Below are 15,492 nucleotides of genomic sequence, written 5' to 3'. Positions count from 1 at the left end.
GTATTTTAAATAATATCTATCCCCATCTCTAGGTTAAATATTACTACTTGTACAAATTTTTTCTTTTAACATATATATTCGGTTTACAAAGATTACCCTCTCTAAACCTATCAAACTTTAAAGATCTCAACCTTCCCAGCTATCTGGTCAAATTGGACGGGAATTATAATCGCTTTTTTCTTATTTGTCAAGAGTTTTTTATTAATATTCGCTTAAATTCCTGAATTTGTTTATTTATTTTTTAAAAACTCGATAAAACCACTATTTGGGTGAATAACAATTTCTCTAAAATCATTTGAATTTGATATAAATTTTATAATACAAGGTTTTTTTATCTCAAAATCATATGCTTCTGATATTCTTGAGTAAACTTTTCCATCTTCACCAAAAGATATTTGCCCTAAAGAATCAGTAGAATTGCAACTAATATCTACTTTTTTTATATCATAGTTTTTTAAAAGCACAAATGGACTATTTTCAATATTATTGTTACAAGCATTTGTATTATAAATATATTTATTTGACAGTGGATCTTTTAGACTCTCTTTTTGACCAGCATGTCCTTTATCATTTTTTTCTGAATAAATACGAAAATAAATTCCTCCACCTTTATTTTCAGAACATCGCATAAATTTCATAGTCCATCTACCTTTATACCAAAGATTATCTCCCTTGCTATCTTTTTCTTCTGAATAAACATCATCGCTCAAAGCTTTAAATCTTGTAAAATGTAAATATATTAAAATTCTATTCGTAACTTCATCTAATTTGTTTATGTATTTTTTCGGAGTAAAAATTGAGTAAATTATCCCTAATATAACTATTACTATAATAAATTCTATTAGGAAAAATGATTTTTTCATATTAATTTTTTTATATACACTCTAAAAAGTTCTTTATCGTAGTAGTTAATTGATATTTTTTCATCATAACCATAAAATTCAAATTCTGATAAAAAGTAATCTTCTGTTTCTTTAATTCCATAAAATTTTAGCCTTAAAGCTAAAGACTTATCATCACAAAAAACACCATTGATATTTCTATTTTTAAGTTCTTTTGAAAGTTCTTTTACAAAATGGTATTGATGTACAAAGTGTTTATCGCTTCTTTCAAGAAGTAAATAAATTGGTTTATTTACAAATGTAAACAAAATATTAATTGATAAAAATAAAATTGTTGTTATAGCTATAATATTATAAGTTGTTCTAAACTCTTTTAATCTAACTCTATATGAATGCAAAAATATTTTTACAATTGCAGGAATAACCACAACAACATAAGGAGCAAAATCTTCTATATATATGCGTTGTCTAAATGATGCTAAAATAGATAAAAGAAGTGCTGTTGAAGCTATATACCAACTCAAATCCATCTCTTTTTTTATTAATACTCTATATAAAGAGTATAAAAAGTATAAAAATAAAACTGGAGATAATATAGCTGCATATATTCCAAAAGTATCTATTAAAAAACCTTTTGGACGCCCATCAGTAAATATTCCATAAATAAATATAGATAGAACAAATAAAATTGTTGAGAAATATAAAAGTTTTCTATCTTTAGTTTTAAACGAAAATAAAAAAAGAGCCAAAAAAAGTATTGCAAAAGAGTTATCAACAAATAGTAAAAACGGTAACAAATAATATAAGTGTTTACCATATTTTTCATAATAGTAGATATATAAAAGAGTTAAGAATATACAAATTATTGCCGTATTTACTAAAAGTGAGGCACTCAAAACTCCTGGTAAGACCATAAAAAGGCAAATTGATATAAATCTATCCATTTCATATTTGAAATAGTTTTCAGTAATTTTATACATTAAAACTACACTAAAAATATACATACATATAAAAGGTAATCTTAATGCTAAATCACTTTGCCCAAATAAATATACAGAAGCTTGCGTAATAAATGATAAAATAGAACTATTCTCATAAAAATTTAAAGCTTCTTTATATGAGATACTTAGATAAAATTGTGTTTGTATAAAAAGTAAACATACAATAAAAAATAATAATATATAAAAATATAATGTATATTTACTTTTTAAAAGCATTCTAAATCTTTAAAAAATTATCTATTATCTTATGCCCATGTTCACTCATAATTGACTCTGGGTGAAATTGTACACCATAAATTTGTTTATCTTTTATTTCCAAAGACATTATCTCTTCATCATCTAAACTTTTTGAAGTAACAATAATATCTTCTGGTAAATCATTTTTATCTACAATTAAAGAATGGTATCTTGTTTGAGTAAACTCTTTTGGTAATCCTTCAAAGATTTTTGTATCTTTTACAACTTTTATTAAAGAAGTTTTTCCATGCATCATATTTTTTGCTCTTACAACTTTTGCACCAAAAACTTGTGCTATGGCTTGATGCCCTAAACAAATACCAAAAATTGGTTTTTTATCAGAAAAATATTCTATAACTTCAAGGCAAACACCAGCATCATCTGGAGTTGCTGGACCAGGTGAAATTATAATTTTACTAGGATTTAAAGCTATTATATCTTCTAAACTCATTTCATCATTTCTAATTATCTTTAAATCTGCTCCCAATTCTAAACAATATTGAACAATATTATATGTAAAGCTATCATAGTTATCAATCATTAAAATCATTTTATTTTTATCCTTTAAGCCATATTTTCTATGGATTTATACAAAATTTATTCTAAAATATTAAAAATCATGCTAATTAATTACTACTCATTTTAGTATTTTATACAGTTTATAAGAGTACGCTAAAAGTAGCATAAAAGTTCTTGATTATATCTAATTGATGTTTAATCTCAAATTTTTATGATATGTAAATTAATAATATTTAACTATATTGTTTTATTATCATCTGCACAGCTTTTTCTACTAAGTTATTTTGTTCATCAGATGTCAATTTAGCTGCACCATAGATTTGTGGATAAAAAGCAAATGATTTAATCATTCCTATAAACTGTTTAGATACAAATAAAGAACTTTCAAAATCTAATTTTTTATTTTCTTTAGCTTTCTCAAACCATTTTGAAGTCATATCCATACAGTCATCTCTTTCATAAGCCAATAATTTTAAACCAATCTCATTTTTTTGAATCATTACAACTGTTAAAATTTGAATTAATTTCATATTTTCATTGTCATTTAAAAACTCTAATTCTTTATACGCAATTTCTTTTAATTGAAATTCTATTGTTTTGTTATTATCATATTCATATTGAAAACTCTTTTCAAGTTTTTCAAGTAATATATGTGCTAATGCTAAGAATAGATCTTCTTTATTTTTAAAATGATTATATACAGTAGCTTTAGAGACATTAGCCTCCTTAGATATTGTATCCATACTAGAAGCTTCATACCCTCTTGTATAAAATTCTTCAATAGCAGCTTTTATAATAGCATTTCTTTTTTCTTGATTTAATGGTCTATTTCTTTTCATAATAGAATTTTAACAAATAAAAACTTAAGGGCTATTCAAACTAAACCGTTTAGTTTAATTAATATTTAAGATTTCTTACACTAAACTTTTGAGTATGGTTTAAATAATAAAGGAATAAAATGAAAAATGTAGCTTTAATAACTGGTGCAAGTTCAGGAATAGGAAAAGAATTAGCTAAGATTCATGCAAGTAAAGGTGGAGATTTAGTTTTAGTAGCAAGAAATGAAGATAGTTTGATAAGTTTAAAAAATGAATTAGAATTTAAATTTTCAGTAAAAGTTGTAAATATAATAATTGATTTATCAGTTATAGGATCAGCTAAAGAGGTATATGAAAAAGTAAAGGCTTTAAATATTAATATAGAATATTTATTTAACAATGCAGGATTTGGATTATTAGGTAAATTTGATGAACTTTCTTGGGAAAGACAATCTCACATGATTAATCTTAATATAATAGCTGTAACAGAACTAACATATTTATTTTTATCTGATATGAAAAAAAGAAATAGTGGAAAGATTTTAAATATATCTTCAATTGCTTCATTACTACCTGGACCACTTCAAGCAGTATATTATGCAACAAAAGCTTATGTAACTTCATGGGGAAATGCATTAAGTGAAGAATTATATGATACAAATATTACAGTTACAAATTTGCTTCCAGGTGCAACCAAAACCAATTTTGGTGCAACTTCAGGAGTTGATAAAACAAAACTTTTGGATAAGGCTGTTTCTGCACTAAGTGTTGCTCAAGATGGTTATAATGCCATGATAAAAGGTGAGTTAGATAAAATTTCTGGTGTTGGTTGTTTTCAAAATATAATGATAAGAATAATACCATTTGTACCAAAAAAAATATTTTTAAAATATGTTAGACAAATACAAGAGGTATAGTAGTTTATGAAATCAATAGAAAATACAATAACCTAGAATTTATTAAAATTAAAAATGCTGGAAGAAAGTATAGGAGTTTGTAATATATAATTACAACATCCTAATAACCATTCTTACTATAACTTTTTTTAAAGTTTAAATATTATATCATTCAAGTTCAAATTAAAAAATGGAGTATATAATGATTAAAAAATTAGCATTAAGTTCACTTTTACTTTCAAGTTTTCTATTTGCAAACAATGAAGTAAATGTTTATTCTCAAAGACATTACGATTCAGATAAAATTTTATTCAAACAATTTGAAGAAAAAACAGGTATTAAGGTAAATTTGGTAACAGCAAAAGCTGAAGAGTTAGTTTCAAGATTAGCTATTGAAGGAGCAAATTCTCCTGCTGATATACTTATCACTGCTGATATTGGAAATTTATATGATGCAAAACAAAGAGATTTACTTCAGAAAGTAGAATCAAAAACTTTAGAAGAAAATATTCCAAGTCATTTAAGAGATGAAGATGGGAAATGGTTCTCTCTTACAAAAAGAGCAAGACTTTTTGTTTATAACCCAAAAACTGTAAACCCTAAAGATTTAGGAGACTATTTTTCTATTACAAAACCACAATTTAAAGGTAAAGTTATAACTAGAACTTCAACTCACGCTTATAATAAATCTTTATTAGCTTCAATTATTGCTCATCATGGAGAAAATAAAGCATTAGAGTTCGTAAAAGGTTTAGTTGAAAACTTTGCAAGAAATCCAAAAGGTGCTGACAAAGATCAAATAAGAGCAGTAGCTTCTGGAGAAGCTGATATTGCTATTGTAAACTCTTATTATGTTGGAGTTATGGCAAATAGTGGTGATAAAGTTGATGAAGAAATAGCAAAATCTATTGGAGTATTTTTCCCTTCACAAGAAACAACTGGTGCACATATAAATATTTCAGGGGCTAGTGTTACAAAATTTGCTCCAAATAAAGATAATGCTGTAAAATTAATAGAATTTTTAACAAGTGTTGATGCACAAGGTGCTTTAGCACAAGGAAATTATGAATATCCTGTAAATCCAAAAGTAAAACCAGCTGGTATAGTTGCTTCTTGGGGTGAATTTAAAGAAGATACTATCCCTTTAAATGAAGTTGGAAAATATACAAAAAAAGCAGTTGAAATAGCAACAAAAGGGAAATGGAAATAAAAAATTTAAAATTCTACATAGCTCCAGTTTTGGGGCTATGTATAGCCTTACCAATATTAATCTTAATAGCATATTTTATATTTAGTGGTTCATTTAATAAAGAGTTTCTACAAAGTGATTTCTTAATAGAGTATACATTAAACACTACTCATTTGATTTTAGGAACGGCTATTTTTGTAATCATCATAGGAACTATAACATCATATTTAAGTGCAAGATTTACATATTTTGGAAGTAAATTTTTCGCTATTTGTTTTGTTTTACCTTTAGCTTATCCAGCTTATATTTTTGGATATACTTATGTTGGATTTTTTGAATTTCGTGGTCTTTTATCACAAATACTAAATAATACATCAATAAAACTTGATATTTTAAATATGAGTGGAGCAATTTTTATATTTACAATAGCAATGTTTCCTTATGTTTATATTTTAGCAAGAGTATCTTTTGCATCTCTTTCATCAACAGTAACAGAATTAATATCTTTACAAAAAATAAATCCTATAAAAGCCTTTTTCAAAGTATATTTACCATTGTCTTATCCAGCAATTTTTGCAGGAACAATACTTGCTATTATGGAAACATTAAGTGATTATGGAACAGTTTTATATTTTGGAATAGAAACTTTTAGTGTTGGTATTTTTAAAAGTTGGTTTGGTTATGGAGATTTAGCTGGAGCGATAAATGTAGCTATTGTTCTACTTGTTTTTGTTTTTTCTATTTTATTGGTCGAACATAATATTAGGAAAAAATTAAGATTTACAAGTTCAACTCATAGTTCAAAAAAAGCTAATAAAATAAAATTGACTGGGAAATACAATCTTTTAGCATTTTTAGTATCTTTTTTTATCAGTTCTTTTACACTATTTATTCCAACTGCCATTTTAATTTATTGGACTTACTTGGATATTCACACTTTAGATTTTGAAGCATTTGATTTATTATTTAATACTTTAAATTTAAATATTATATCAAGTTTATTTATAGTACTTCTAGCATTTTGTATAGTTTATTTTATAAGAAAATTTCCTTCAAGAATATCAAATATTACTCACAAATTATCCATATTAGGATATTCAATCCCTGGAGCAGTTGTTGCTGTTGGGTTGATTATTATTGCAAATTTTATAGATAATAGTCTAGGAATATATTTCTTTAGTGGCTCATTTATAATTTTAATTTTTGCTTACACTACTAGATATTTTGCATCAAGTATTGGTTCAGTTGAGAATGGCTTTAGTAAAATAGATGCTAGTATAGATGATGCAAGTAAAATATTTTGTAAAAATGAAGTTCAATCTATTTTTAAAATTTATCTACCACTTTTAAAACCTTATTTAATAAGTGGTTTTTTAATACTTTATATAGATATAGCTAAAGAGCTTCCTGCAACACTGATTTTACGACCATTTAACTTTGATACTTTAGCTATAAGAATATATGAATTAGCAACAAATGAAATGCTTTATAAAACTGGGTTCCCTTCATTAATCCTTGTTTTAACGACTGCTGTTGCAGTTTTATTATTAAATTCAAAATTTGTAAGAAGAAGAAAATGAAAAAAATTGTAGATATAAGAAATTTAAAAAAATCATTTTGTAAAGGTAATGTTTGTGTAGCAAATAATATAAATTTATCTTTTAATGAAGGTGAAATCTTTACTATTTTAGGTACTAGTGGTAGTGGAAAAACTACATTTTTAAGAATGTTAGCTGGACTTGAAAAGCCTGATGAAGGTGAAATTTTTATTGATGAACAATTGGTTTTTTCAAATAATATAAATTTAGAACCAAGAGATAGAGAAGTTGCAATAGTTTTTCAAAATTATGCCCTACTTCCACATCTTGATGTATCTTCAAATATACTTTTTGGAAGCAATGCTTCAAAAAAGGAACTAGAAGATATTTTAGAAAAAACAAAACTAAAGGGTCATGAAACTAAATATCCACATGAATTAAGTGGAGGACAACAACAGCGTGTTGCACTAGCACGTGCTATTATAAATAAACCAAAAATATTACTTTTAGATGAACCTTTAAGTAACATAGATACAGAATTAAGAAATATTCTAAGAACTGAATTAAAAGAGATGATAAAATCTTTCAATATAACAGCACTTTTTATAACTCATGATAAGGAAGATGCATTTTTTTTATCAGATAGAATTGCTATTATGTTTGGTGGTGATGTTCTTCAAGTTGGAACTTCAAAAGAGCTTTATCATAATCCATCTAATTTATATTGTGCAAATTTTTTAGGAAAATTTACAAAAATAGGAGATAATTCTTATATTCGCCCTGAAAATATAAAAATTTGTGAAAATGGAAATATAAAAGCTATCGTAAAAGAAAATATTTTTTATGGAAATTTTAATGAAATCATAGCAGAGGTTAATGGGCAAGATTTATTGATAACTAGTTTTGATAGAAGCCCTAATATTGGAGAAACTATAAATTTAAGTTTTGAAGATAAAGTTTTAAATTTTTGATTTATAACAAAGGATATTTTTATGAGTAGTATTCCAAAGGTTGAATTTTGTACTTTTGTTGAATTAGAAAAAGAGATATTGAATCCATTTGAAAGATTAATCCATATAAGATCTATAAATAAAAATTTAGGAGATGGAAAATATTTTTGGTATGATATGGGCAATGGTATAGCTGTTTTAATTAGAAATTTTACTCCAAACCAAGATATTACATTAATCGAACAAAGTGGTGGAGTTGCAGGAGCAACTTTTATTTTCAATCTAGGAGAACCTCTTAATTATACATTTGAAGACAAAGAATTTAAATTAAGAACTAATGATTTCTTTTTAGAACTTATTTCTGATAAATATTATGCTCAAAATCATTTAAAAAAAGGTAAAAATTATACAACTTTTATGATAGCAATTAAAAAAGAACTTTTTTTAAAACTCGGTTCTCCTATTGAAAATATAAAAAGTTATATGAATGAAGCTTATATAAAAATGAGAACTCATATATACAATGGAAATATTGATTTAGAACAATTTGAAATTTTAAATACACTTAATAGTAGTTGTTTTGATGAAGATCTATTGAAAAACCTGTATTTAGAATCAAAAAGTATGAATTTACTTCACTATACTGTAGAAAAAATAGCAAAAGTTTTGAATAATGATTTTATAAATTATGACAAAAATAGACTTTCAAGTTTAGAAAGAGCTAAAGATATAATTATGAAAGAGTACAGTTCAAATCTTTCTATAAAAGATATTGCTTACAAATCTGCAACAAATGAGTGTTATCTTAAAAAAGATTTTAAACAATATTTTAAAATGACTATATTAGACATGCTTCAAAAAAGAAGGCTCGAAGTAGCAAAAGAATTGTTAAAAGATGATTTTAATATAAATGAAGTTGCTTTAAAAGTTGGCTATAAACACTCTGGATACTTTAGTAAATTATTTACCGACTATTTCAAAATAACTCCAAGTGAATATAAAAAACAATTTACTGCTTATTAAAATATTATAAATTTCCCTTTTTTAGTTTAATTTTTCCTTTTTATGATTCTTAAATATTGATAACAACTATTTATTTTTATACTATTCCAATCTAAAAAATTAAATAAAAGGAAAAGAGAATGAAAATAAAAATGGCACTATCTGTTGCTACAATTTTAACTATTAGTAGTGAAAGTCTCCTAAATGCAAATGAAACTACAAGACTAGATGAAATTACAGTAAATAGTTCTACAAGCTATAATTATCAAAGTAAAATAGAGTTAAATAGAACTCAAATGTCAAAAGAAGATACAGCAAAATCTATTCAAACTTTTAATAAAAATTTTATAGAAGATTCATCTTCTCAAAATGTTGAAAATATTATAACCATGTCATCAAATACGGTTTACACAGGCGATAATCATGGAAGAACAAATGATATATCAATGAGAGGTTTTTCAGGAGTTCCTATTTTATTTGACGGAATAAGATTTACAAATAAACTAGCACATCCAGAAATTTTTAATCTTGAAGCAGTTGAAGTTTTAAAAGGTCCTGACAGTTTACAATATGGACAATCAAGTCCAGGTGGATTAGTAAATTTAGTTACAAAAAAACCTACAAAAAACTCTTTGGCTTCAATAGAATTTGAAGCCACAGACAATCCATCTTATAGTCCAAAACTTGATATTGGAGGAAGTTTGAATGATGACAAATCTTTATATTTTAGATTAACATCTGTTTTAAAATATGATGAAGGTTGGACAAATAGCAATACAGATACAAATAAAATATTTATAGCTCCTAGCTTAGCTTATAATATCAATGATAATAATACTATTACTTTTGTAACTGAATATACAGATGAAAAAACTCCATCAAATTTTGGAACTTATGTAAATAATAAAGGAAAACTAGTAGCTCCTATAAAAAATATGAGTTCACATCCTGATGAAGAGTTTGAAAAAACACAAAAAATTGCTGGTTTTGATTTAGATAGTATTTTTGATACTTGGAGTTCTAATTTTAGATATAGATATATTGATTATGTTGGAGAAAATGAAAATGTTGCATTCCCATTTATGTATCAAGAAGCAACAGGTAATTTATTAAGATTCTTTGCTATACAAAACCAAAAATATCAAGAACATGCTTCTCAATATACTTTAAATAAAGAATTTGATATATTTGGTATAAAGAATAGATTTACTATTGGAGCTGATTATAACAAAGCTTATTCAGAACAAATTATGTTTGCAGATATGAATACATTTTATCCTATAAATTTTTCAAATCCAAATTATGAACATCTTACAAATTTAAAAGACCATCCAAATGCAGCAAATATGTCAGTACCAAAAAATAGTGTAGAAAGTTATGGAATATTTTTACAAAATAATATAAATATAACTGACTCTATAATTTTTAGTGCTGGAATTAGATATGATGAAGTAAAACCTCAAAATAGTCAAAAAAGTGATGCTACAACTCCATCATTTGGTTTAGTTTATCATGTAACTCCACAAACAACTATTTTTACAAATTATTCTCAATCATTTACACCGACTACAAGTATTGATAAAAATGGAAATGTCTTAGACCCAGAGAAAGGGAAAGGATATGAACTTGGAATTAAACAAAAACTATTTGATGATAAATTTGATTTATCTGCTTCTATTTTTAAAATAGAAAAAGAAAATGTTGCTACTCGTGATATAGTTATAGGGAGTCCTATTTTTTACTATAAAGCAAGTGGAAAACAAGAAAGTAAAGGTTTTGAACTTGATTTAAGTGGAGATATCACAGAAAATTTATCTCTTATTGCTTCTTATGGATATGTTGATACAAAAAATAAAGATGTTAACAATAATGATTTAATAAATATTCCAAACCATACTGCAAATCTGTTTACAACTTATAAATTAGCTTCAATTAATCTTCCTGATTTTTATATAGGTGGTGGAGTTAAATATTTGGGTAGTAAATATGCAAATGAAACAAATAGTATAGAACTTGATTCAGTAATCACTTACAATGCAACTATTGGGTATAAAAAAGGTAATTGGAGAGCAAACTTAAGTGTACAAAACTTAACTGATAAAGAATATGTTGATGGTTCACTTATTAGTGATGCAAGGGGGACAAGAGTATATGTAGGAACTCCTAGAACTTTCTTAGCATCTGTTTCTTATAAATTCTAAAAGAATAAAATATGTTAAAAAAAGCTTATTTATATTTAGCTACACCTGAAATTTCAGGAAAGAAAATAGGACTATTTAGAACAATGATCGCCATTTTTGGCGGTCTATTTGTTGCTTATTTAGGTATGACATTACTAGCTTTCATAATACCTATGGAAGTTAAACAATCAGGAATAATATCAATTATGTTCAATACCTTTGCTTGGGCATGTACTTTTACTTGGATAGCACTATCTTATACAAAACTTGAAGCACTATTAAAAGCTGTAATTCCTACTGTGATTTTTGCAATATCACTTTATATTTTATATTAGGAAAAAATTATGGAAAAATCAAAACTATTTAAACAAAGACTTTTTGCTCTTCATATAGCTGCTGGTATTACTTTTTCTATTATTATGTATCTTGCAATATTTTTTGGAGTATTTGCTATATTTTTACCACATATTCAAAATTGGGAAAAACCTTCAAGATATATCGAAAGATCTGATATTAAAAAAATTGACTATAACTTTATGGTAGAGATTGCTTTAAAAAATCCAGATTTCCCAAGAGATAACATTCTTATAAATCTACCGGGAAGACTTGGAGATACAGCAGTTAGCGTTACGAACCGTTTCGTTAAACCAGTAGTTTTTAATCCTACAACAAAAGAGATTCTAGAAGATGAAAATAAAGAAGTTACAAATCTAGCTGAATTTTTAAATCAACTTCATTATGGGTACCCATTACAATTAATAGGTAGATTAGCTTTTGGATTTACAGCTGTTGGAACTTTGGCTCTAGTGATAACTGGATTAATTTTAATTTACTATTTTAAATTTAGGTATAGAGCAAAAAATCAACAAGGATTATTTTCAACTATTCATGTCAAAATATTTACTTGGGCATTTTTACCATTTTTACTTATAACAATAAGTGGTGCAGTTATGAATTTAGGATTAATATCTGCTCCACCTATGGCAAAAATACTCACAAAAGGTGAAGCAAAAGCAATAGATGAACTTGTAGGTTCTACACTTTTCCCACAAAACAAACCTGTAAAAAAAGAGAATATTGAAGCGAAAATGCTTCCTTTAAATGAGTTGATGAAAAAAGCTAATGAAATAAATCCACAACTTACATTTAAACAAATAAAACTTTTAAACTGGAACGATACAACTGCAAGAGCTGAATTTATAGCTTACAACCCTTATAAACCATTTTTAAATGGTGGAATATTTAATATTCCTTATGTAGCACTCAATGCTCATACAGGGGAATTACTAGAGAATAAAAGAGTATTGGACAATACTATTCCAGTATTTGTAGCTGAAGGATTATTCTTTCTACACTTTTTATTTGGTATTGATATTTTTTCAAGAACTATTATAGCTATTTTGATGGTACTTTGTGGAGTTGCTATTGGATTTGGTGTGATGTTATGGCTTGAGAAAAAAGCAAAAAAAGTTGAAGGAAAAATCACTTTTTATCACTGGATGGGAAAACTATCAACAGCAACAATGGTAGGAGTTATTCCTGCTGTTGCAGTTTTATTTTTACTGCAATGGACATTACCATTTGATTTAGAAGATAGAGTTTTATGGCAACAAGGACTTTTTTATAATGTTTGGTTATTTACACTTTTTTGGTCATTTTATAGAATTAACTCTTATCAAGCTAGTAAAGAGTTTTTAGTAAGTGGAGGAATTTTATTTATATTAGCTGTTTTAATGCACTTGATAAGTTTTGATTTAGAACTTATAAAAAATAGTTATTATGCAGTTGATATTACTTTAGTTTTATTTGGAATTTTTTTAATATATTTAGGCAAAAAACTTCCAGAAAAAAGAGAAGATTTTATACTAGCTAAGATTTTAAACAAAGGAAAAACAGATGAATAAAATATTTAAAATAGCAATACTTTTACTATCTCCTTTATATATTTTTGCTCACTCTTTAGTTTTATATGTAGATGACAATAAAGATGGAACAATAACTATTGCAGGAGAGTTTAATACGGGAGAAAGTGCATCAGGGGCATTGGTAAAGCTTGAAGCTTTACACTCTGGTGAAATACTTTTTCAACAAAGATTAACTGATGATGATTTGATAGTCGATATTCCAAAAATTCCATATAAAGTAGTTTTAGATGGTGGAGGAGCTGATCATCAAGAAGAAAAAATTGGAATTGCTCCACCAAATGGATTTGAAAAAGTAGAACAAGTAGCTAAACCTGAAGCTAAAAAAGAACAAAAACCTAGTAGAAGTTTGATGCAAATTTCATCAAGTCCTGCTGTAACAATAAGTATATTTTTAGCCTTTTTACTACTTTTTGCAACAATGCTTGTAAGTATAATAAATACAAATAAAATATTAAAAAAATTAGAAGATAATAAGTAGAGAGTTAAAACTCTCTATTTATTGAATTATGGGTTTCAAGATAGATTTTACTTAAGTATTAAAATTTCGACTAAAATTTCTTGATAGCAGTAGATAGTATTCCTTTTACTATCTTGGAACTCATAGTTGAATAAATCAACTATTCATCATCACTACTAGCACCACCAACTGGCTCTAAAGCAGCTAGATAATCCTTAAATCTTGTTTGTCCTAAGTTATCAGTTTTATAGTCATTTAAAAGGCTTTCAATATAATCAACAACTCCAGTAGCTGGAACTTTTACACCTATTTTTCTAGCAATTCGGCTTTTACTTGTACCTTCTAAATTTCCACCGATTAGTACATCATATCCTTCTACTCTTTCTCCATCAAATCTCATCATTCCACCAACAAATCCAATATCAGCAATTTGTGGATGAGAACAAGTATTTCCACATCCAGAAATAGCAATTGTTAGGTCTTCTTTAAAATCTGGAAATCTATTTTCAAGTTCAACTACAACTTTTTTTGCATACTCTTTTGTTTCAGTAATTCCAAATTTACAGAACTCTTTTCCAGTACATGATTGTAATCTTGCTCTAAATGGATTTGGTTTATATGGATACCCTAAAGCTTCAAATTCATCTGCTAAACTTTGAGCAAATTCATCTTTTATATCATAAACTATAAAGTTTTGAGTTCCAGTTAGAGCAACTCCTCCAGCACCATATTTACTACAAATTTCATAGAATTTTACAAAATCTTCCCCAGCAACTCTTCCAGAATTTGTTGCAAATCCAACATAAGAAAGACCTACTTGTTGTTGTTTGTTTATTCCAAAGTGATTTCTATTTTCATACGAAGCAATAATTGGCTCAACTTCGCCAATTTGAAGTTTATATCCAATAGCTTTTTCTATCTCTTCAACAAATTTTTCAATTCCCCAATCATTTAAAAGATGTCTTACTCTTGCTTTATTTCTATTACTTCTATTTCCATTATCTCTAAAAATCTCTGCACAAGCAACCGCTACATCTAAAACTTGTTCTGGTTTTACATATCTGTTTGCCCTAGTTGCAATTTGTTTAGATTTTGATAATCCTCCACCAATAGTTAAATCAAATAAAACCTCATCATTTTTAGTTTTAAAAGCAGTAAATGCAACATCTTGAACTTCATGAGCTGCACAATGACATTTACAGCCACTAATTCCAATTTTATATTTTCTAGGAAAATTACAAAATCTATCATCGTTTTTATCAAAATATGTATCAACTTCTTTTAAAAGTTTAGCAACATCATAAATCTCACCATCATCTATTCCACTAACAGGACATGTCATAATAGGTCTTGGTCCATCTCCAGATGCCATTCTTGAAGTCAAATTTACACTACTTAATAAATCAAAAATAGCTGGAATATCTTTAATTTCTATATAGTGAAATTGAACATTCTGTCTAGTTGTAAAATCTACTAGACCTTGAGCATATTTCATTCCAATTTCACTCATAACTTTTAGTTGTTCTAAATTCATCCTTGCATCAACAAGCTTAATTCTTTTCATAAAATATTTTTTATCTTCAAGACCATCTTTGTTTATGTGTGGATACATACCATACCATTTTAAAAGTCCGATATATTCATCACTTAAAGGAATCCCCTCTAACGCCTCTTTATATAAATCTTCAACTACTCTTAGTGGATTTCTTGAAGCTTTAAGTTGTTCAAGTGCTGATAATTCTGCCATAATTAATCCCTTATAATTTTTTAATTTGTAATTTTACAATAAATTTGCAAAATTATATCTCTATATTTTTAAATACAGATTAAAATAAAGTTGATTAAAATAATATACTTTAATATTTTAAAATTAAGTTTCATTTTAGAATAAAAAAAAACTTTATAGTTTATAATTCCACGCATAGAATAATTTTTATT

At 26.4% G+C, this 15,492-nt stretch carries 14 protein-coding genes; 9 read left to right on the top strand and 5 right to left on the bottom strand.

Features of this window, described 5'->3' with window-relative positions:
• Window positions 1–230: 230 nt before the first annotated feature.
• The 4 genes from CRU91_RS07155 to CRU91_RS07140 all read right to left on the bottom strand — a co-directional run bounded on the left by CRU91_RS07155 (window position 231) and on the right by CRU91_RS07140 (window position 3,438).
• Window positions 231–863, bottom strand: a complete 633-nt coding sequence (locus CRU91_RS07155) for a type II secretion system protein (protein WP_113894538.1) — start codon at window positions 861–863, stop codon at window positions 231–233.
• Window positions 860–2,059, bottom strand: a complete 1,200-nt coding sequence (locus tag CRU91_RS07150) for a glycosyltransferase family protein (RefSeq protein ID WP_113894537.1) — start codon at window positions 2,057–2,059, stop codon at window positions 860–862. Before CRU91_RS07150 ends, CRU91_RS07155 begins: the two co-directional genes overlap by 4 nt.
• A gap of 1 nt (window position 2,060) precedes the next feature.
• Window positions 2,061–2,630, bottom strand: a complete 570-nt coding sequence (locus tag CRU91_RS07145; protein ID WP_113894536.1) for an anthranilate synthase component II — start codon at window positions 2,628–2,630, stop codon at window positions 2,061–2,063.
• Between the two features lie 202 nt (window positions 2,631–2,832).
• A complete protein-coding gene (locus tag CRU91_RS07140; RefSeq protein WP_113894535.1) occupies window positions 2,833–3,438 on the bottom strand; it encodes a TetR/AcrR family transcriptional regulator in 606 nt (201 codons plus the stop codon).
• A 119-nt stretch (window positions 3,439–3,557) separates the two neighbouring features.
• Between CRU91_RS07140 and CRU91_RS07135 the strand changes: the two genes are divergently transcribed.
• The 9 genes from CRU91_RS07135 (at window position 3,558) to CRU91_RS07095 (ending at window position 13,575) form a co-directional block, all read left to right on the top strand.
• A complete protein-coding gene (locus CRU91_RS07135; protein WP_113894534.1) occupies window positions 3,558–4,334 on the top strand; it encodes an SDR family NAD(P)-dependent oxidoreductase in 777 nt (258 codons plus the stop codon).
• Between the two features lie 181 nt (window positions 4,335–4,515).
• The gene (locus tag CRU91_RS07130; protein ID WP_113894533.1) at window positions 4,516–5,523 is read left to right on the top strand and encodes a Fe(3+) ABC transporter substrate-binding protein; all 1,008 of its coding nucleotides are present in this window, start codon (window positions 4,516–4,518) and stop codon (window positions 5,521–5,523) included.
• Window positions 5,514–7,082: an ABC transporter permease gene (locus tag CRU91_RS07125; protein ID WP_113894532.1), complete on the top strand. Its 1,569-nt coding sequence runs from the start codon at window positions 5,514–5,516 to the stop codon at window positions 7,080–7,082. Before CRU91_RS07130 ends, CRU91_RS07125 begins: the two co-directional genes overlap by 10 nt.
• Window positions 7,079–8,011 carry an ABC transporter ATP-binding protein gene (locus CRU91_RS07120; RefSeq protein WP_113894531.1) on the top strand — a complete coding sequence of 311 codons (933 nt, stop codon included), beginning with the start codon at window positions 7,079–7,081 and terminating at the stop codon, window positions 8,009–8,011. The genes CRU91_RS07125 and CRU91_RS07120 overlap by 4 nt, the downstream gene beginning before the upstream one ends.
• 21 nt (window positions 8,012–8,032) lie before the next feature.
• Window positions 8,033–9,013, top strand: coding sequence for a helix-turn-helix domain-containing protein (locus CRU91_RS07115; RefSeq protein WP_113894530.1), 981 nt, complete (start codon window positions 8,033–8,035; stop codon window positions 9,011–9,013).
• Window positions 9,014–9,132: 119 nt separating this feature from the next.
• Entirely contained in the window at window positions 9,133–11,193 is a 2,061-nt protein-coding gene (locus tag CRU91_RS07110) for a TonB-dependent siderophore receptor (protein WP_113894529.1), read from the top strand.
• 11 nt (window positions 11,194–11,204) lie between these two features.
• Window positions 11,205–11,507 carry a hypothetical protein gene (locus tag CRU91_RS07105; protein WP_113894528.1) on the top strand — a complete coding sequence of 101 codons (303 nt, stop codon included), beginning with the start codon at window positions 11,205–11,207 and terminating at the stop codon, window positions 11,505–11,507.
• Between the two features lie 9 nt (window positions 11,508–11,516).
• Window positions 11,517–13,076 (top strand): PepSY-associated TM helix domain-containing protein, encoded by a 1,560-nt coding sequence (locus CRU91_RS07100; protein WP_113894527.1) that lies wholly within the window; start codon window positions 11,517–11,519, stop codon window positions 13,074–13,076.
• Window positions 13,069–13,575: a hypothetical protein gene (locus tag CRU91_RS07095; protein ID WP_113894526.1), complete on the top strand. Its 507-nt coding sequence runs from the start codon at window positions 13,069–13,071 to the stop codon at window positions 13,573–13,575. Before CRU91_RS07100 ends, CRU91_RS07095 begins: the two co-directional genes overlap by 8 nt.
• A 139-nt stretch (window positions 13,576–13,714) precedes the next feature.
• On the opposite strand, the gene CRU91_RS07090 is transcribed toward CRU91_RS07095, so the two are convergent.
• Entirely contained in the window at window positions 13,715–15,301 is a 1,587-nt protein-coding gene (locus CRU91_RS07090; protein ID WP_235826971.1) for a nitrite/sulfite reductase, read from the bottom strand.
• Between the last annotated feature and the right edge of the window lie 191 nt (window positions 15,302–15,492).

Source organism: Aliarcobacter vitoriensis (assembly GCF_003316695.1).
GTDB classification, from domain to species: Bacteria; Campylobacterota; Campylobacteria; order Campylobacterales; family Arcobacteraceae; genus Aliarcobacter; species Aliarcobacter vitoriensis.
The sequence above is the reverse complement of the archived record's forward strand: the minus strand, read 5'-3'. Positions and strand labels throughout refer to the sequence as shown.